Raw genomic sequence first — 17,801 nt, forward strand, 5'->3', positions numbered from 1 at the left:
CCCGTACCAAGACACAACAAACCCCGACTACTACCAAACCTGCCTCATCACGATCGGTGCAACCGGCCTACCCACAGCCCACCAGTCTGGAAGGTTACCTGAACGGCTTGCTCAACGAGGAGATTCCCCTGCAGGTACGCGACCGTTGGCGCGCACAAATCCTGAAATACTTCTCTCCTGACGCTATCATTTACGCCCGCATGCATGATGCCCCCTTAGGCAGCTTTGGCGTAGGAGAATTTATCGATATTCTGTTAAGCACGGAGGAAGGCAATAGTATTGTGATTGATAAAGTGATCTATGACCCTGAGGAGGAAAATGCTATTGACGAAATCAATGTGAGCATCATAGCTGCCCAATAATTTTCAGGCATGTAGTGCATTTAGTTTGGCATTCTGAGCATATTTTATAATATTTAGTAAGTCATATATTTTTGCACAGTTATGCTCGGAACACTCCTTAGTCTGCAATGGAAGCAGAGCCGTCGATCACCAGCTTACCAGAAAAGCCTGGTGGTAAAGATCATACTCGGCTTTTTCATCGTCTACTTTGCGCTCATCTTTATTGCGCTTGGCTTCTTTAGTCATAAACTCCTTACCGAGATTTATCCGGACCAAAGTCCTGTTGTGTCGTTCAACAGCTTCCTGCTGTTTTACTTTCTGATAGACCTGGTTTCGCGCTTCATGCTGCAGGACTTGCCCGTACTGGCCATTCAGCCTTTCCTGCACCTGCCCCTGAAACGGAACAAACTTGTGCACTTCGTACTACTGCGTTCCATACCCAGTGTGTTTAATCTGCTCATGCTGCTCGTATTCGTGCCATTTATGCTTCGTGCGGTGGTACCGGTGCATGGCACAGGTATAGCGCTGGTGTGGCTGGCCGCTCTCCTGCTACTCACATTCATTAATAATTTCATCCTCATTTATTTTAAGCGTCAGCTTACCTCTAACCCAAAGCTTACGCTCATACTCGCTCTGGTGGTCGGTGGCCTCATACTACTTGACTACCTGCAGCTGCTGTCATTGCGTCAGGCTTCGGTAGCCGCATTTGACGCCTTGTTGCAGCAGCCCTGGCTCCTGTTTGTGCCTGTGCTTGGATTGGCGGGGACGTACCTGCTCAACTACCGGTTCCTGATGCAGCATCTGTACCCGGAAGAAATTTTTATTAAAAAAGTAGCTACAGTGGAAGACAATGATATGGCTTTCCTGAACAGGTTTGGTGATACCGGAAAGTTGATCGCGCTGGAGTTAAAACTGATCTGGCGTCACAAGCGACCAAAATCGATGGTAATGATCTCCGCTTTTCTGCTGTTTTATGGCCTTATCTTCTACACCAACAAGGTATACCTGGAAGGTTGGGGCATGCTTATTTTCGTGGGTATCTTTGTGACGGGCTCTCCGATGTTCAACTACGGTCAGTTTGTGCCAGCCTGGCAAAGCGCGCATTACGATGCCCTGCTCACCAGACCCATCACCACGTACCAGTATGTGAAAGCCAAATACCTGATGTTTGTGCCTTCTATTCTTCTTGTCACAGTCCTGACACTCCCTTATGCGCTGTTCGGCTCTAAAGTACTCCTCATTAACCTGGCCAGTTGCCTCTTTAACATTGGGGTGAACAGCATTGTGGTGCTTTACTTTGCAGCACTCAACAAAGACCGGCTCGACCTGAGCAATGGTTCTGCCTTTAACTGGCAAGGCGTGGGAGCCTCCAGATTTGTAATGATGCTGCCTATGGTGCTCGGGCCGATTGCGATCTTCCTGCCTTTCTCGCTCATGGACATACCGCAATGGGGCATTTTCGCCATCGCGCTGAGCGGTACACTTGGCATCGTTTTCCACCGCCAGCTGCTCAGCATGATGGCCAAACGACTTCAAGACCGGAAGTATACTTTGGCAGCTGGTTTCAGACAACACTAAGCGCCACCCTTACCTGAAGAAGAAAACATCAGCTATACCTGAAAAGAAATGAATATGATTGAAGTAAGAGATCTTGTAAAGTCCTATAGCAGTGCCACAGTCGTAAATATACCTGCGCTGTACATTGCGCCCGGCGAAACCATTGGTTTGGTGGGGAACAACGGGGCAGGCAAAACCACCTTGTTCCGGATGCTGCTGGACCTGGTGCGCCCTACAGACGGCGTAGTTACCTCCAAAGGTATACCCGTGGCTCACACCGACGCCTGGAAATACTATACCGGTTCACACCTCGATGAGGGTTTCCTGATAGACTACCTGACGCCGGAAGAATACTTTAAGTTTATCGGTGACCTGCATGGCTATCCACTGGCGACATACAGGAGCGGCTGCAGCCATTTACTGACCTGTTCAACGGCGAAGTACTGAAGCAGCGCAAGTATATCCGCGACTTTTCGAAAGGTAACCAGAAAAAGGTAGGTATAGCGGCAGCTGCCCTTTCCCACCCTGAACTCCTAATTCTCGATGAGCCATTCGCCAACCTCGACCCTAGCTCCCAGATCAGGCTGAAGAACCTGTTGCGCAACCTGCACGAACAGCACGGCATGACCATGCTCATCTCCAGCCACGACCTTAACCACGTGACGGAGGTATGCAAGCGCATTGTCATATTGGAGAAAGGGCAGATTGTGCAGGATATGCAGACCACCGAAAATACCCTACAGGCTTTGGAAGCCTACTTTACAGTTTAATTCTAGTATCATAGCCAACACTAAAAGCCACCTATCCCGGATCAGGTGGCTTTTGCTTTCTGGAGAAGGCTGCTCCGAACACATATCGACTTAATAGCCTGTTTTACGTTTAAGCATACAGACAATATAAATCAGCCAACTTTGACTTTAACAAAACAAATATAACCGTTATAATATTCTATTATGAAGGCATACTTTCTACTCCTGTTTCTGATTGTCAGCTTATACCCGACCCTGGCACAGCAGCCTGTTAGCTCCCGCGATCGGGAGGTAGTGTTTCGGGGAGTCAGTCTGATACCGATGGACAAAGAGCGGGTGATCGAAAACCAGACGGTAGTAGTGAAAGACGGAAAAATAACTGCCATTGGTAGCGCCTCAAAAGTGGAGCATAGTAAAAATGCGCTGATCGTAGACGGCAAAGGAAAATACCTGATGCCAGGATTGGCTGAGATGCATGCGCACGTCCCCCCCGTAGATGACCTGGAGCCAATGAAAGAAGTGCTTCAATTGTTTACTCTCCATGGCATTACTACCATCCGGGGAATGCTGGGTCACCCGCGCCACCTGGAGCTGCGCAGCAAGTTGCAGTCCGGTGAACTGCTTGGGCCAAGGTTTTATACCTCCGGCCCCTCCCTGAATGGCAACAGCGTCAAAACGCCGGGAGCCGGTGCTGAGATGGTGCGACAGCAAAAGCAGGCGGGCTATGATTTTCTGAAACTTCATCCCGGGCTTAACAACGAAACCTTTGGTGCTATCGCCAGCACAGCAAACCAGATCGGGATGCCTTTTGCCGGCCATGTGTCTTATGATGTAGGTGTTTGGCGTGCCGTTGAGGCGGGCTACGCTTCGATCGACCACATGGATGGTTTTGTGGAGAGTCTCGTGCCGGGCCTGGAGGCTATACCTGAGCAGGAGGCCGGACTCTTTGCCATGTACATTGCAGACCAGGCAGATACAACACGTATACCTAAACTGATGACTGCCTTGCGCGAGAAGAACATCTGGGTAGTGCCCACACAGGCCCTCGCCGAACGCTGGATGTCACCAGCAGAGTCGCCTGAAACCTTGGGCAACAAGCCTGAAATGAAGTACATGAATCCTAAAACCGTACAGAACTGGGTGGCTACGAAACAGAAGCTGATGGCAGACCCACGCTACGATGCAGAAGCGATTAACAGGTATGTGGACCTCCGCCGGAAACTGATCAAAGCCTGCAACGACAACCAGGTGGGCCTGCTGCTTGGCTGTGATGCACCGCAGGTATTTAACGTGCCCGGCATCTCTACGCACCAGGAACTCGAATACCTGGTAGCCGCAGGGCTCAGCCCATACGAAGCGCTTCGTACGGGCACGGTCAATGTCGGCAGGTATTTCGACCGTGACGATATAGGCGTGCTGAAAGTAGGAGCCACTGCAGATATGCTTCTCCTCCATGGCAACCCGCTCAACGATATCTCCCAAACCCAACGTATAGCAGGTATAGTGATTGGCCATACCTATCTACCCGAGACCTATATAAAGCAGGAACTGAAGAAGATGGAAAAGACAAGGTGAACAAGCGGATGTAACCAAACACCATTTGGCTTGTTAGCAATCCGACACTGAAAAAATATGATCATCCAAAAGCTAAGACTATGAAATTAAAATTGACTTTGCTACTGACAGGTATGCTACTGTATGTGGCAGCACATGCCCAGCAAGCAGAAACAACAGACCAGATCGAAACCGAGAAAGGTCCGCTTACCATCCAGCCCATTTTGCATGGCACACTGGCTTTCACCTGGGATGGCAAAACGATCTATGTCGATCCTTACGGAGGAGCAGAAGTATTCCAAGGTATAGCCGCCCCTGACCTGATCCTGATCACCGACATCCACGGCGACCACCTCGATCTGAAAACCTTAGAGGCTATCAATACCGACAAAGCGACCTTTGTAGTGCCGCAGGCGGTGGCCAACAAATTACCTGAAAACTTTAAAAAGCGTTCTGTTGTGCTGGGTAACAATGAACACATACAGCAACTCGGTATTGCCATTGCAGCTCTCCCCATGTATAACCTTCCCGAAACTGAGGACTCCCGCCACACCAAAGGCCGGGGCAATGGCTATGTGCTGGAGTTTGCAGACAAGACCGTATACCTGTCAGGTGACACCGAAGACATACCGGAGATGCGTGCCCTGCGCAACATCGATGTGGCATTTGTCTGCATGAACCTGCCTTATACCATGGATATCGACCAGGCTGCCTCTGCTGTGCTCGAGTTCAAACCTGCTATCGTATACCCTTACCATTACCGGGGCCAGGATAGCCTGAGCGATGTTGAGGCATTCAAAAGAAAAGTAAACGAAGGTAACCGGGATATAGACGTGCGCCTGCGCAACTGGTACCCGGAAACAGAAAAAAAGTAAAAAAACGACTCTCCCACTACATGCACGAATCCAGGCTGTACATTGAATATGTTGCCCGTGTTATAGAAGCCATTGGCGTCCTGATCATTGCGAGCGGGGCGGCCATTGCGCTCTTTCGCTTCATTTTTCCGCTGCGGCACAACTCCCGCCGTTCTTACAAAGTGCTGCGCCACGAACTCGGCAAAGCTATCCTGCTGGGGCTTGAAATACTGGTGGCCGCCGATATCATCGCCACTGTAGTCACGGAGCCCTCCATGGATCGGGTGGTCACGCTTGGCCTGATTGTGCTGATCAGAACATTCCTGAGCCTCTCCCTGCAGGTAGAACTCGAGGGTCGTTTTCCCTGGCAGCCCAGAAGACCTGAGGCAGAACACCCGCTTTAGCATTCTGCCGCCAAACTACGTATAAAAGCATACTCCCCGGATCATGGCTCACGCGCCATGCCATACCTGCTGTTATACCTGTATCGGTTCTCTCATCGCTGTGCATGCGCACAAAAGTCCCATCTCCCAAACAAACAGTCGTGCTGCTGGCAGGCGTCTTGTTAGTCCTGTATATCATCTTCCGACACTTTACAAGCTTTGACCGCCTGCGTGGTCACTATACGATAGGAGTAATTCTCAACACGATCGAACTCACGCCCGGTGATATGGATGTTGTCAAACTGATCATCAGCAAAAAACTGGAGCAAATAAACAGACAGGGAGGCGTGCAGGGTCGGGAATTGCGCGTAAAGTACCTGGATGACGAAGGTAGTTCTGAAAAAGCCCGTGAAATAGTGCGGGAAACGATGGACGACAAGCGCCTGATCGGCTATGTGGGCTGCTGGAGTTCTACCCGCTCCAAAGCTATATCCGAGTTGGTGGGGCCAGCCCGTATACCTTTTGTCGGTGGCTATGCCCTTACACCTCTCTTCACCGCCTACCCTACCATGTACACAGCCGAGCGCAGCATCGTGGACCTAGCCACAGTTTTCAATGAATTGCTTGCAGCTTACCGCCGTCCGGCTTTTGTGGGTAAGGCAGAGGACCTGTACTCGATTGCCATTTTCAGAAAAATGCAGGAAACAGCGGACCTAAGTCCAGAGATGAAGCTTGTTCATGAAAAGTGGTTTGCGGGAGAACACCGCTATACCCCTGCCGACATCGATTCCCTTAGCCAGGCGCTGCTTTCCAATGAGGCTGACTTTCTGGTGCTATCTTTTGAGAGTGGCATCACCTCATATCTTGTCCGTGAGCTCCGGAAGGCCGGCCTGACCATGCCCATCTACACAGCCCTGGGCGACCTGGGCTTTGTAGCGTCACAGGCTGACGGACAGGAAGCCGGCGAGTTGTACGACTTGAACGTGGTAGGTATACCGGGCACTTTCAACCTGCGGCTACAGGAGCAGGTACCGGCTTTTAAGAAGGAGATCAGGTATGGTCAAACACTGGAGCTACAGTTGAGCTTCGGCGCTCGCCTTGCGGATAGTATAGGTATACTGGCGGAGGCGGCACGGTCTTCAGGTACGGCAGACAGTGCCGACCTGCCCATCAGAGAACGTATTAACCAGGGCATGCAGCAGTATATTGGGGCAGGCCGCATTTACAGGGGCTGGTTCAACGACTGGTACTTTACTCCTGAAAGAGCCATCGCTGGGGATGTACTGCTTGCCTGGAAACCGCCTAACACGTCGCAGCATATACTGGCCCCTCGACAGTACATGCACCTGGATGATACCCTGCGTAACGTGCCAGTGCTCTATACCCACATGGACCTGGTACAGATTAACAGGGTAAGCGATACGGATGGAAGCTTTTATGCTACTTTTTACCTGGAGGTGACATCGGCAGGGCGCTTCATGGTAGAGCAACTCGATTTTACGAATGCCGCCCGCAGTGAAATCAGTCATAATTACCTGCTGGATATCAAACTGGTGCGACAGCGCCAACTTGAGGGCGTCACCCCCCTGTATAACTACCTCTACAAAATTTCCGGCAAGTTCATCTTTGAGCCTGACCTGCGCCAATACCCCTTTGACACCCAGCGTTTTCCTATTTCATTTCAGCCAGCAAGTGCTTTGAGGCCTTTTCTGGTGCAACCCTCCCACCCTGCCTCCCGCGATACGGTGTTTGAGGTGAAAGGCTGGAACTACAACAGTCACTATGTTGGCTTCGATCACGACATCATCAGTTCAGTGAACACCTTTGAGTCCTCGCGCCATACTATTCCGTTCTATAAGTTCAACTATACCTTTGTGCTTGCCAGGGCGCGCATCGACTTCTTTCTGAAAGTGTTTACCCCGCTCCTCGTTATCCTGACGATCACCTATTTTTCGGTTTTCATCCCGCTGCACCGCTTCGAAACACAGGAGGCTATACAGGTCACGTCGCTGCTCGCATCCATAGCGCTCTACTTCTCGGCTTACAAACCTGAGATGGAGTACGCTACTGTATCAGACAAAATCTTTATCTTCACTTATGTGATGATCACCTCCCTCATCGGCACTTCCATTTTGCAGTTTGTTAAGCGCAAGAAATATAACACTGAAAGCCGCCTGGCACGCGTTTACCAGCATTATATCTTTCCGGCCATCGTGCTGGTGTTTACCCTGGCGGTAGTGTGGTAGAGCCCCAATCGATTAATTGCCGCTAATAATCAGAACTTTACCGGAACGGCGAGTGTTAAGCGGGAATGTAAAGGCGGTGCGCCTCCTGAATTTGCAAGATGACACGGCCTATCTTTTTGAGTCAGTTTTGGCAATAAAAAATAAACTTTTAAAGTTAGTGTAAAAAGGTTTTTGGATTTGGAGCACAAAATCAAGCATTCGACTTTCTCAAAAAAATATTATTTTTATATTTACCGCAATTCAACTTTTACCATTATTCAAAATAACATGAAAGCATTCTTTCTTTCCTTATTGATCGTGCTGACACAGCGGCACAAGCAGTGCAGGCGCAGGGAACTGCTAAAGATGAGAACAAGTCAGCTACTGCCTTGACAGGACAGTTCAACGATCTTAAGAGCAAGTCCAATTCCTACATGGAGGGCAACAGGGAGTATAAAGTGGTGAATGTAGGCCTGCTTAACTCATTCTGGCAAAGTGTGCAGTCCACCATCAAGGAAGTGGAGCAGAAGCAGATGAAAGATCTGAACGCCACCCGCCAGGACCTGGAAACAGCACAGGCGCGCATCACCGAGCAGGAAAAGGAAATTGAAGCCCTGAAGCTTGACAACGCCCAAAAAGAAGCTGCCGTGCAGCAGAGCGAAGATGCAGTAAACAACCTGCATGTACTGGGCATTCCCATCCACAAGCAGGTATACGTGGTCATCAACACAGCTATTATTGCCCTGCTACTGATTGCGCTGGGTGTAGTGTATACGCAGTTCAAGAGCAGCAGAAAGGTGACAGACCAGAAGAAGAAGGAGTTTGACGATATCGACCGTGAGTTTGCAGACTTCAAGAAGAATGCCCGTGAGCGTGAGATCAAGATCAAGCGTGAGCTACAGACAGAGATGAACCTTGTTGCAGAACTAAACGAGCAGATTGCCGTGCTACAGAAGAAAGTACACGTATAAGCATCTTTCTATCAAGCCGCTACGCAGAACAGGCTGTCCTACTTCAAAGGGCAGCCTGTTTTTTTATGGCCAGAAGTGATCGTAAAACTTCTTCCTGCGTTTTTTCTTTCTGTCCCTACCATACATGTAATACACGAAGTAACCAACGGCATAAAGGGCGAGTACCGATGCGATGATGATGATCTCCATGCCCTTCTATACGTAAAACCTGCACAAAAGGCATCCTGCTTTAAACTCCCCCATTTTAAAAGGTTAGTACCCGCTAACAAGCGAAGTGTTTATAACTCAAACCGATAAGCCAATCCCGGATACCACTCCAGTTTGCAAAGGATCAAAGGAGCATATAACCCGTTGGCACAGCTTGTCAAGTCCAATGTGTCAGCTGGAAATCTATTTGTAATACTAATGCATATCTCATCGCTGCTATCCTTGAGGTGTAGTAGGTCCTATTTAAAAACTGGTACTATCCCAATTTGGTCTTTCATACAGCCCCAGTAACACACCTCCTATTTAAGCTGCCAAACTTTATCGGATTAAACTCAAAACTTGCAGCTAGCAGCAAGTTTCCAGTAGCAGCTATTCCTATATCTGCGTATTTCACACAGATAAGACAACTTTTTTTATAAATTATTCATATAACATACATTAACCATTACTTCTATTCCACTCTACCAGATGACACTAAGCCAGAATATAGCAGCAGGTTCACGTCCTACAAGGCAATACCCTGTAGTTCATGAGCGGACTAGCTTCATCATGACTTAGACCACCCGTTATGCTGGATAACAGACAGATGATGCGCTTTAAATAAATATTATAATGCAATAAATGAGAAACTTATGAAGAACACCTTTACACTCATTTTGTTGATGCTATTTGTGCTTGGTGCACAGGTGCCTGGGCACAGCAGCGGCAAGTCAGCGGCCGTGTGACCGCCTCTGACACAGGCCAGGGCATGCCGGGGGTAAGTGTGGCCGTTAAAGGCACCACCACCGGTGTAGCAACAGACTCCGAAGGCAGTTACCAGATCCAGGTGCCCGACAACAGCGCAGTCCTAGTTTTCCGCTTTCTGGGCTACCAGACAAGAGAGATTACAGTAGGCAGCCATTCCACGATCAATGTGACCCTCAACACTGATGCGCAGCAACTCGGGGAAGTGATGGTGACGGCGCTGGGCATTACCCGTGAGACAAAGGCATTGGGCTATGCCGCGCAGTCCGTCCAATCGGAAGAGTTGACACAGCACCGTCAGCCCAACGTACTCAATGCCCTGCAGGGAAAAGTAGCCGGCGCTACTATTTCGAGCACAGGCGGCGCACCGGGGCAAGGCACCAATATCCAGATCAGGGGCATCAACTCGATTGACGTGGGCCGTAACAACCAGCCGCTTTTTGTGATTGATGGGGTGCTGATGGACAACTCCACCTCCACTGTGGGGGCCGGTGCCGAACTCAGGGGCATGAGTAACCGCCTCGCTGACATCAACCCCGATGACATTGAGAGTATCAACGTATTGCGGGGTGGAGCCGCAACAGCGCTGTATGGTTTGCGCGGTGCTAATGGTGTCGTGGTTATTACCACCAAGCGGGGTGAGCAGGGCTCGCTACGCGTGAATTTTACCAGCACAGCAGGTATAGAAGAGGTAAACAAATTCCCGGATATGCAGAGTACCTATAGCCAGGGAACCCGGGGCGTATATGACGCAACAAACTTCTTTCCATCGTGGGTCCCCGTGTAGAACAAGCCCGTCAGCTAGATCCGACACACCCCGAAAGACTCTACAATCATTTTGAAGACGCTTACGAGATGGGACACCAGTTCCGCAACTCACTTTCCTTTTCGGGCGGTACCGAGGCTATCACCTTCCTTTCCTCTATCTCCCACCTTACACATGAGGGAGTGCTGCCATTCACGGACTTCAGCAATACCTCGGCTCGCCTGAACGCCGAAGTGAAGATCAGCGATAAATTTAGAACCGGCGCCAACTTCAACTATGTGAATTCCGGGGGCGCCCGCTACAACGCCGACCGCTTTAATGAGAGCCTGAGCTACTGGTCGCCCCGATGGGATGTGACGGATTACCGGAAGCCGGACGGCACCATGAACTCCTACGGCAACAACAACCCGATATACGGAGCCGCGACCAACCGACTGGAAGATGACGTAAACAGATTCATAGGTGGCCTGAGCTTTGGCTACACTCCCACCAGTTGGCTTGACCTGACCTACCGCATCGGTTTGGACACCTACAACGATGACCGCACACGAACGGCTCCGGGCCCCTTGGGTGTGGCGGGGGAGCGTGTGTACGAAGACAACGGACAAGGCTTCGTAGGGGAGTATACCACCAAGTTCCGTGCTATCAACTCCACTTTCCTGGCATCCGCGAACAGAAGTTTTGGAGAAGACTTTAACGCTACCCTGCGCCTGGGGCACGAGTTGTACGACAGAAGAGTCAAAAGCTTCGGGGTATTCGGCAATGAGCTGACGGTGCACGACTGGTTCTTCCTGCCAAACGCACGTCTGCTTACCTCTACTCAGGATTTAAGGGAATACCGCCTGATGGGCTTGTTCGCAGAGGCCTCTGTCGACTACCGGGACTTCCTTTTCCTGACACTGACCGGCCGCAACGACATCACCTCTACCCTGCGAAAACCGAATAACTCATTCTTCTACCCTTCTGCAAGCCTGAGCTATGTGTTCTCTGAGCATATGGAGCTGCCTTCTTTCATCAACCAAACTAAGTTGAGGTTGTCGTATGCGCAGATAGGTAAGGATGCGGAGGAATATGCCACTTCATCCGGTTTCGCTTCCTACACAGGTCTGCCGACAGGAAACACTGGTTTTACACGCGCTGCGCTGCTGGGCAATGTGGATCTGCGCCCCGAATTTACCGACACTTATGAAGCTGGTCTGGAGATGTCGTTTCTGAACAATCGCCTGGGTTTTGACTTCACTTATTATTACTCACTTAGCAAAGACCAGATTATCAACATTGCCGTCGCCTCTACAACAGGTTATGTGCGCGCTGCCGTGAACTCCGGTGAAATGCGCAACAAGGGTGTGGAGATCGTTTTGAACGCCGTGCCTGTTCAAACGCAGGATTTCACATGGGATTCCAAACTGATTTTCTCCGCAAACCGCAACAAGATCCTGAGCATACGGGAAGGACTCGAGGAGATTACATACGCCTCCCAGTTCGGTTATGTAGGTTCCACGGTTACTATGAAATTGATACCCGGTCAGCCATATGGTAATATCTATGGTTCACACTGGCAGCGCTATTACGGTGGGACTGAAGAGGATCCGCTGTTTATTGACAAGGACCGGCCAATCGTGATCGGTGAGAATGGCTTTCCGGTACGTGCGCCGCTTACCAGCCAGAAGATCCTGGGCAATTCCATGCCTGACTGGATTGGTGGTTTTACGAACACCTTTAGTTACAAAGGTCTGAGCCTGACAAGCTTGTTTGATGCCCAGTGGGGACACGAGAAATACAACCAGATGGGCAACTTCTTCTCTGCGTTTGGTATAGCTGATTATACAGAAGACAGAGAGGATTTCAGGGTTTTTGAAGGTGTGCTGGCAGACGGAACACCTAACACAAAACAGGTATGGCTCGGACAAGGCGTAGGACCTGATGGCGTAGACTACGGTGACGGTTTTTACCGCCGCTTCCACCGCGGCGTTTCCGAAAACTTTGTGGAAGACGCCTCCTGGATCAGGTTACGCTCCCTGACCCTCAGTTACTCCCTGCCAAGCAGGCTCTTCGAAAACATATTTATCCGAAACAGCTCAGTGGCACTCACCGGCAACAACCTGTGGCTCTGGACCAGATATTCTGGCTTTGACCCTGAGAACAGCTCCACGCCAAGTGGTAGCAATGTCACTGGTTTTGCCGGTTTCACATACCCGGCCGTGAGAAGCTACCTGATTACGCTGAATATAGGATTCTAAAAAGAGGAACGAACATGAGAAAGATATATAGATTTGCGCTTGCCTTCACACTGATAGGGGCATCGCTGAGCCTGCAAAGCTGCGAGGATTACTTCGACCTGCATGAAAATCCAAACCTGGTGTCGAATCCGCCGCTGAACGCCATGCTTTCCACCACCACTCACAAGACCGGGCTGAACAGCCAACGCATAGCCGCCACTACTGCTTTTTACGTGCAGTACCTGGCCAGTCCGGTTGCCGGCAACGCCACCGATACCTACCAGGAGGTGGACCTCACCGGCACCTGGGATGCGATCTATCTGGCCATGGCTGACATCCAGGACATGAAGCAGAAAGGAATGGAAGAAGGCGCTACCGACTATGTGGGCGTTGCCAACATCATGATGGCCTATCACCTCAACCTGATCGTTGACCACTGGGGCGATGCCCCATATACGCAGGCTTTCGACAACACAACCCTCACACCTCGGTTTGATTCCTCGCAGGACCTGTATGCTGAAGCCCTGCGCCTGCTCGACGAAGGTATAGCGGAATTGAATAAAACAGATTCACGCATCCCGCTGAGGGCAGCGGATGACCTGATACACGGTGGAAATAAGACGCAATGGATTCGCACGGCCAATGCCTTTAAGGCACGCATGCTCAATAAAGTCAGCAAGCTTCCCAGCTACGACCCTACTGCCGTACTGACTGCCGTCGACAACTCTTACCAGTCCAATGCTGATGATGCGGAGATGGAGGTGTTTGAAGTACGCAACCCCTGGGCCCAGGTAGCAATTAGCAACACGCAACTGGTATTGGGCGGCTGGCTGTCGGAGCAGTTCGTAGACCACCTCAACGGCACGACATATGGCGTATTTGACCCACGCTTACCACGCATTACCGAACCGACTGACCCTAAATTTTCAATAGACCCTTACATAGGCACGCCAAACGGTGTAGCAACGTGGGTACAAGAAGTAACACGGATCGTGATGAGGTATATATCTCCATCACTTCCCCACTGACGGGAGAAACTTCGCCCATCACCATCGCTTCGTATGCCGAGATGAAGTTCATCGAGGCCGAAGCCGCTTTCAGAGCCGGCAACCGCGAACGGGCCTACGCTGCTTACTTAGCAGGGATAACAGCGCATATGAATAAGCTGGGTGTGCCGGAGGGCGAGCGTAATGCTTACCTTAACAACCTGCCGTAGCTGTGGGAGCCGCCAACCTAACGCTTGATTTGATTTTCAAGGAGAAATACGTTGTGACGTACCTCAATGCCGAAGCCTGGACGGATGCCCGGCGCTACGATTACCAGTACGCTGACTTCGACCTTCCTGCCAATGCTGAACTGACCACTTTTATCCGCAGAGTCGCTTATCCGCAGGGTGAATCCAGCAAGAATCCGAATACACCGAACACTCCTGCCTTGTCAGAACCACTTTGGTGGGACCAGTAGAAGTTTAGGAGTTTGGGAATTTAGGAGTTTAAGATTTACTTAACTTCTTCTACTACAAGATAAAAAACTGCAGCCGATTCATCCAGATCGGCTGCAGTTTTTCTGTATATAAATGTTCTGTATATAACTGACAGGATCAGATATAGCCTGTCAGTACTGCAGCTTAAACTTATCCAGGTTAGGGAGATACTGCTTTTTTCGCTTTAGTTCGTGCTCGTAGAAGGCACGACCCAGATTCTGCATGAAGGGGTAACCAACGGTTTCATACTCGTACTTGCCGTCGTTGAATATCCCGTTTTCATTTACAAGTATGACTGCCGAGAGCATGAACTCCACTTGCTTGTCAAAATCCACGATATAGGCATTGTCAATCAGGAAGCCATAGGCATTGCCGATCTTGTTGAAGATGCGGATGTTTTCAGGTATACGCTCTTTTGAGTTGCCATACATCAGAAATTTCACGTAGCCATCCGGAAACTCCTTCGGGTCGTAACTTGGGTAGTCGCTCTCACGGGGCAACATGCTCATATACTTGTAAAGGAAGGTATAGTCCTCATCGGTCAGGTTAAAGCGCTGCTCCGCCGGCACTGCCTCCGGAAACAGTACAGTCTTGAGTATGCCTTGCAGAGCCTCCAATGAAATGTAATTTTTGACACTGAAGTCCATAGGCCCATCTACCAGCTTGTCGTCCACTATGTGTCCCTTGCCCAGCATGCCCCCAAACTTTGCCTGCGTGAATGGAGTTGGGTTATTAGCCAAGGGCTGTTCGTAGATCAACTGCCCGTCTTTGTAAAACCGGAACGGATTGGTATGCCGGTTCTCGTCTGCACTCAAAAAGATACTGAGGCGATGTACAAGCTGCACGTCTTTAAAACCCTTTTCATGCAACGACTGGTTCAGTTGCTGCTGCCCCACAAATTCATAGAGGCGGTTGTAGGCATCGTTGTCGCTCACCAGAAACAGCTTTTTGATGTAGTGTGCAATGGTAGCCTGTCCATCCGCTGAAGTACTGTCGCCCTGCACCGTGCTCTGACCGGCATAGGCACTGTCCACTTGCAGGGGCGTGTACTTGTCCAGGCCGTTTATACCCAGTTCATTGAGCTTCTCCAGCGCTGTAATGGCTCCTGCCAGTTTCACCGTACTTGCCGGGTAGAAATACTCCTGCGGATTGACGCGGTAGGTATAGGAGGTGAAGTGCGGCTGGTTCTGCTCGTCGCGGTCGATCTGGGTATAGAGGATCTGCAACCGGTAATGGTCCGGATTATCGAGAATGCTTTTGAACCGCTCGGGCTGTGCCGCAAGAATTTTTTCGATCATATTAGTTTGTCTGCTTGCTCCCTGCTTACTGCCAGCGCAGGAAGCCACGGAGATACTTCCGACCAAACTCAGGTATAGCGCCAACTTGCGCATCGAATTAAGGGGTGTCTTTTTCATGGCAGGAGGTGATCGGGTTAAGGTTAAAATAAGCAGCTTTTCCCGGTTTGTCCTACATTTCAGGTATAAATTAAACTAAGTTCTCAGAAAAGGCATTTTAGTTTTTACCTCCTATACTTCAGGTCAACAAATACATCGGGAATTTTCTATATTGTAACGCTATACCTCCCAAATCAAACCCGATGGCATAGTATCAGTTGAAACATACCTTCATCTTAAATCCACATCCATGAACAAATACGGTCTGCACGGAAAACTACAGGCAACAGCCGGAAACGGCGACAAGCTTGCTGCAATACTTTTACAAGCCGCTCAATTGGTTTCCACAGCAAAGGGTTGCCTCCTATACCTGGTAAGTCAGGATCAGGAGACCCCAGATGGGGTATGGGTGACGGAAGTATGGGACAGCAAAGAGGACCACGACAACTCCCTGCAAGTGGCTGGCGTGAAAGAGCTGATCGGCCAGGCCATGCCGCTACTGGCTGGCAGACCAGAAAAAGGACAGGTATTGGAGGTACTGGGTGGAGCGGGTTTACCTGATTGAGATACCTGAGGCATCGACACTAGGTATATAAGACGAGTATCCTCTAGAGTAATTGCTGATAAAGCGACTCAGCATTTCAAATTCATTTATGTCTAACCGAATGTAGATACACCGTGAGAAATTTGTTCTATGACTTGCAACCTATGTTATAGATATGGAATCTTCCTGATAGCAACTATACCTAAACAAGGTATAGCCTCACCAAAACTATCAAAAGATTCAAGCTATGCCCAAGAACAAACTAAGCCGTCTGCTCATCACTTTCTTTTTCCTTTTCATGGCCAGTATCTCTTTTGGCCAGGGTCTTCAGATAAGCGGAACGGTCACAAACGCTGCGCAGCAAGAGGCTATACCATATGCGAACATCGGTATCAAGAAAAAGAACCTGGGCACCGCCAGTAGACCGGATGGCAGCTTTACGCTCAACCTGAAAGAGGAGTACCGCCACGACACCCTCACGTTTTCGGCCATTGGGTACCATGAGCTTTCCCTGCCCATTTCAAGCATACTCTCCGGTGGCCTGACTGCTTTTGAGCTCTCTGAAAAAACACGGCGCTCCGGGAAATTGTCATCAGCAACAAGGCTGCTAAGGTCAAGAAATTTGGCACTACTTCGCGCAACCCTCTCCTGTATGGTTCAGCTGAAACAGTGCACTCAGAAGACATTTCGGAGCTGGGCAAATTCATCAACCTCAACAATAAAACATCTGAGATCTTATCGGCCACGGTATACCTGCGCAGCATCAAACGCGACTCCGCTTCCTTCCGCATCAACCTGTATAAAAACGAAGCAGGTATGCCGGGTGAGCGTCTGATCGAGAAAAGCATCATCAGGCGGTTGCCGCTTACAAAAGGCTGGGTCACTGTTCCGCTCGAGCAATATGGCCTGGTAGTGGATGAGGACTTCTTTTTAGGTATAGAATACCTACCCGAATACAGCAATCACGAAAAGTACATTTTCATTTACGGCGCAGCACTGGGCGGCAGCTTCTATTCCAGAAAAGCCAGCCTGGGAGACTGGGAAAAAGGGGTTGGAGGCCGGCTGGCGGCTTACGTGACAGTAAGACAATAGGGCACCGGGCTCAACCACGCTGTATGAAAAAGCTAGCCGGTCGTGTTCTCTTTCTGACAGCACTTTGCTGGATGCAGTTCTTTGCGGCAGAGGCACAGTTGCGTCTTATAAAAGACAAGCAAATTCTGCAATTCTCCGGTCGGGTGGTAGCAGGCGATAGCTTGACGGAGTTGGAAGGGGTGGCGGTGTATGTACCGGGCACTACCAGAGGCACGCACACCCGAAAAAGTGGTTATTTCTCGATGCCCGTAGTGGCAGGAGATACGGTGGTGTTTGCAGCGCTGGGCTTCGAAAAGCTATACATGACCATACCTGCTAACATCAAAGAGAGTAGTCTTACCTTAAGCATCAGGCTGGAAGAAAGGCGCAATACCCTACCACTGTGGATGTGATGCCATGGGCAACGGAATATGACCTGAAGCAGGCTGTCCTAAGAACTAAACTCCCCCAAGACCCTACGGAGCAATTACCCGTTATTCCGCCACCAGTAGTCTATAAGTCCATTACAGACATGCCAGCTATGGATGCAGATGCAAATTACAGGTACGGTCAGGGAATACAGCAGGGACAGCGTGAGGCACGCTTCAGGGTACCGGATATTCTGAAAGTGTTTTCAATCCCGATCAAGTACTATTAGTGTTGCTTTAAGCGAAGCCATAAAAACAAAAACTCTCCCCAGTGGGAGAGTTTCGCCATTGTTCAATAAGTTTATCTACTA

The 17,801-nt window shown here is 50.0% G+C and carries 22 protein-coding genes and 1 pseudogene; 20 read left to right on the forward strand and 3 right to left on the reverse strand.

Annotated elements, in window-relative coordinates:
• The 10 genes and pseudogenes from O71_RS24365 to O71_RS15780 form a co-directional block, all read left to right on the forward strand.
• A partial coding sequence (locus O71_RS24365) for a hypothetical protein (RefSeq protein ID WP_007658655.1) occupies positions 1-362 on the forward strand: 362 nt, incomplete at its 5' end.
• Positions 363-443: 81 nt separating this feature from the next.
• The gene (locus O71_RS15750) at positions 444-1,919 is read left to right on the forward strand and encodes a DUF5687 family protein (RefSeq protein ID WP_071530893.1); all 1,476 of its coding nucleotides are present in this window, start codon (positions 444-446) and stop codon (positions 1,917-1,919) included.
• 54 nt (positions 1,920-1,973) lie between these two features.
• On the forward strand, positions 1,974-2,345 hold the full coding sequence (locus O71_RS27450; RefSeq protein WP_369750969.1) for an ATP-binding cassette domain-containing protein: 372 nt from the start codon (positions 1,974-1,976) through the stop codon (positions 2,343-2,345).
• A 14-nt stretch (positions 2,346-2,359) separates the two neighbouring features.
• Positions 2,360-2,491 (forward strand): annotated as a pseudogene (locus O71_RS27455) (ATP-binding cassette domain-containing protein); the annotation flags it as partial.
• 3 nt (positions 2,492-2,494) lie between these two features.
• Complete coding sequence (locus O71_RS27460; RefSeq protein ID WP_369750970.1) at positions 2,495-2,668, forward strand: hypothetical protein; 174 nt, start codon at positions 2,495-2,497, stop codon at positions 2,666-2,668.
• Between the two features lie 183 nt (positions 2,669-2,851).
• Positions 2,852-4,222, forward strand: coding sequence for an amidohydrolase family protein (locus O71_RS15760; RefSeq protein WP_007658659.1), 1,371 nt, complete (start codon positions 2,852-2,854; stop codon positions 4,220-4,222).
• A gap of 80 nt (positions 4,223-4,302) precedes the next feature.
• On the forward strand, positions 4,303-5,076 hold the full coding sequence (locus O71_RS15765) for an MBL fold metallo-hydrolase (protein WP_007658661.1): 774 nt from the start codon (positions 4,303-4,305) through the stop codon (positions 5,074-5,076).
• 20 nt (positions 5,077-5,096) lie between these two features.
• Positions 5,097-5,459 carry a DUF1622 domain-containing protein gene (locus O71_RS15770; protein ID WP_007658663.1) on the forward strand — a complete coding sequence of 121 codons (363 nt, stop codon included), beginning with the start codon at positions 5,097-5,099 and terminating at the stop codon, positions 5,457-5,459.
• Positions 5,460-5,563: 104 nt separating this feature from the next.
• Positions 5,564-7,684 (forward strand): ABC transporter substrate-binding protein, encoded by a 2,121-nt coding sequence (locus O71_RS15775; RefSeq protein ID WP_040574421.1) that lies wholly within the window; start codon positions 5,564-5,566, stop codon positions 7,682-7,684.
• 320 nt (positions 7,685-8,004) lie between these two features.
• Positions 8,005-8,634, forward strand: a complete 630-nt coding sequence (locus tag O71_RS15780; protein ID WP_007658666.1) for a hypothetical protein — start codon at positions 8,005-8,007, stop codon at positions 8,632-8,634.
• A 63-nt stretch (positions 8,635-8,697) separates the two neighbouring features.
• Here the strand turns inward: O71_RS15780 and O71_RS26610 are convergent, their stop codons facing one another.
• The gene (locus O71_RS26610) at positions 8,698-8,823 is read right to left on the reverse strand and encodes a hypothetical protein (protein WP_255345402.1); all 126 of its coding nucleotides are present in this window, start codon (positions 8,821-8,823) and stop codon (positions 8,698-8,700) included.
• 739 nt (positions 8,824-9,562) lie between these two features.
• Here O71_RS26610 and O71_RS25835 point away from each other — a divergent pair.
• From O71_RS25835 to O71_RS25840, 5 genes are read left to right on the forward strand one after another with little or no spacing between them, the layout of a single operon-like run.
• Positions 9,563-10,372, forward strand: coding sequence for a TonB-dependent receptor plug domain-containing protein (locus tag O71_RS25835; protein ID WP_237717872.1), 810 nt, complete (start codon positions 9,563-9,565; stop codon positions 10,370-10,372).
• Positions 10,357-12,591, forward strand: coding sequence for a SusC/RagA family TonB-linked outer membrane protein (locus tag O71_RS15785; protein ID WP_237717873.1), 2,235 nt, complete (start codon positions 10,357-10,359; stop codon positions 12,589-12,591). Before O71_RS25835 ends, O71_RS15785 begins: the two co-directional genes overlap by 16 nt.
• A gap of 14 nt (positions 12,592-12,605) precedes the next feature.
• Positions 12,606-13,598 (forward strand): SusD/RagB family nutrient-binding outer membrane lipoprotein, encoded by a 993-nt coding sequence (locus tag O71_RS15790; RefSeq protein WP_255345403.1) that lies wholly within the window; start codon positions 12,606-12,608, stop codon positions 13,596-13,598.
• Positions 13,538-13,786 carry a SusD/RagB family nutrient-binding outer membrane lipoprotein gene (locus O71_RS26615; RefSeq protein ID WP_255345404.1) on the forward strand — a complete coding sequence of 83 codons (249 nt, stop codon included), beginning with the start codon at positions 13,538-13,540 and terminating at the stop codon, positions 13,784-13,786. Before O71_RS15790 ends, O71_RS26615 begins: the two co-directional genes overlap by 61 nt.
• Positions 13,787-13,788: 2 nt before the next feature.
• Positions 13,789-14,034: a SusD/RagB family nutrient-binding outer membrane lipoprotein gene (locus tag O71_RS25840; protein ID WP_237717874.1), complete on the forward strand. Its 246-nt coding sequence runs from the start codon at positions 13,789-13,791 to the stop codon at positions 14,032-14,034.
• A 150-nt stretch (positions 14,035-14,184) separates the two neighbouring features.
• Here the strand turns inward: O71_RS25840 and O71_RS15795 are convergent, their stop codons facing one another.
• A complete protein-coding gene (locus O71_RS15795; protein WP_237717875.1) occupies positions 14,185-15,468 on the reverse strand; it encodes a serine hydrolase in 1,284 nt (427 codons plus the stop codon).
• 229 nt (positions 15,469-15,697) lie between these two features.
• Here O71_RS15795 and O71_RS15800 point away from each other — a divergent pair, with 229 nt between their 5' ends.
• Positions 15,698-16,012 (forward strand): putative quinol monooxygenase, encoded by a 315-nt coding sequence (locus tag O71_RS15800; protein WP_007658670.1) that lies wholly within the window; start codon positions 15,698-15,700, stop codon positions 16,010-16,012.
• Between the two features lie 241 nt (positions 16,013-16,253).
• Here O71_RS15800 and O71_RS25845 read toward each other — a convergent pair whose 3' ends face one another.
• Positions 16,254-16,493 (reverse strand): hypothetical protein, encoded by a 240-nt coding sequence (locus O71_RS25845; protein WP_007658671.1) that lies wholly within the window; start codon positions 16,491-16,493, stop codon positions 16,254-16,256.
• Here O71_RS25845 and O71_RS27465 point away from each other — a divergent pair.
• Genes O71_RS27465 through O71_RS15820 form a run of 4 tightly spaced genes read left to right on the forward strand, consistent with a single transcriptional unit; the run spans position 16,377 to position 17,720 of the window.
• Positions 16,377-16,826, forward strand: a complete 450-nt coding sequence (locus tag O71_RS27465) for a hypothetical protein (protein WP_369750971.1) — start codon at positions 16,377-16,379, stop codon at positions 16,824-16,826. The genes O71_RS25845 and O71_RS27465 overlap by 117 nt on opposite strands.
• Positions 16,808-17,083, forward strand: a complete 276-nt coding sequence (locus O71_RS15810; RefSeq protein ID WP_071530895.1) for a hypothetical protein — start codon at positions 16,808-16,810, stop codon at positions 17,081-17,083. Before O71_RS27465 ends, O71_RS15810 begins: the two co-directional genes overlap by 19 nt.
• 23 nt (positions 17,084-17,106) lie before the next feature.
• Complete coding sequence (locus O71_RS15815; RefSeq protein WP_007658674.1) at positions 17,107-17,475, forward strand: carboxypeptidase-like regulatory domain-containing protein; 369 nt, start codon at positions 17,107-17,109, stop codon at positions 17,473-17,475.
• Positions 17,466-17,720 (forward strand): hypothetical protein, encoded by a 255-nt coding sequence (locus O71_RS15820; protein ID WP_192811697.1) that lies wholly within the window; start codon positions 17,466-17,468, stop codon positions 17,718-17,720. The genes O71_RS15815 and O71_RS15820 overlap by 10 nt, the downstream gene beginning before the upstream one ends.
• Positions 17,721-17,801 lie beyond the last annotated feature (81 nt).

Origin of the sequence: Pontibacter sp. BAB1700, assembly GCF_000277005.1 — a bacterium.
GTDB classification, from domain to species: Bacteria; Bacteroidota; Bacteroidia; order Cytophagales; family Hymenobacteraceae; genus Pontibacter; species Pontibacter lucknowensis.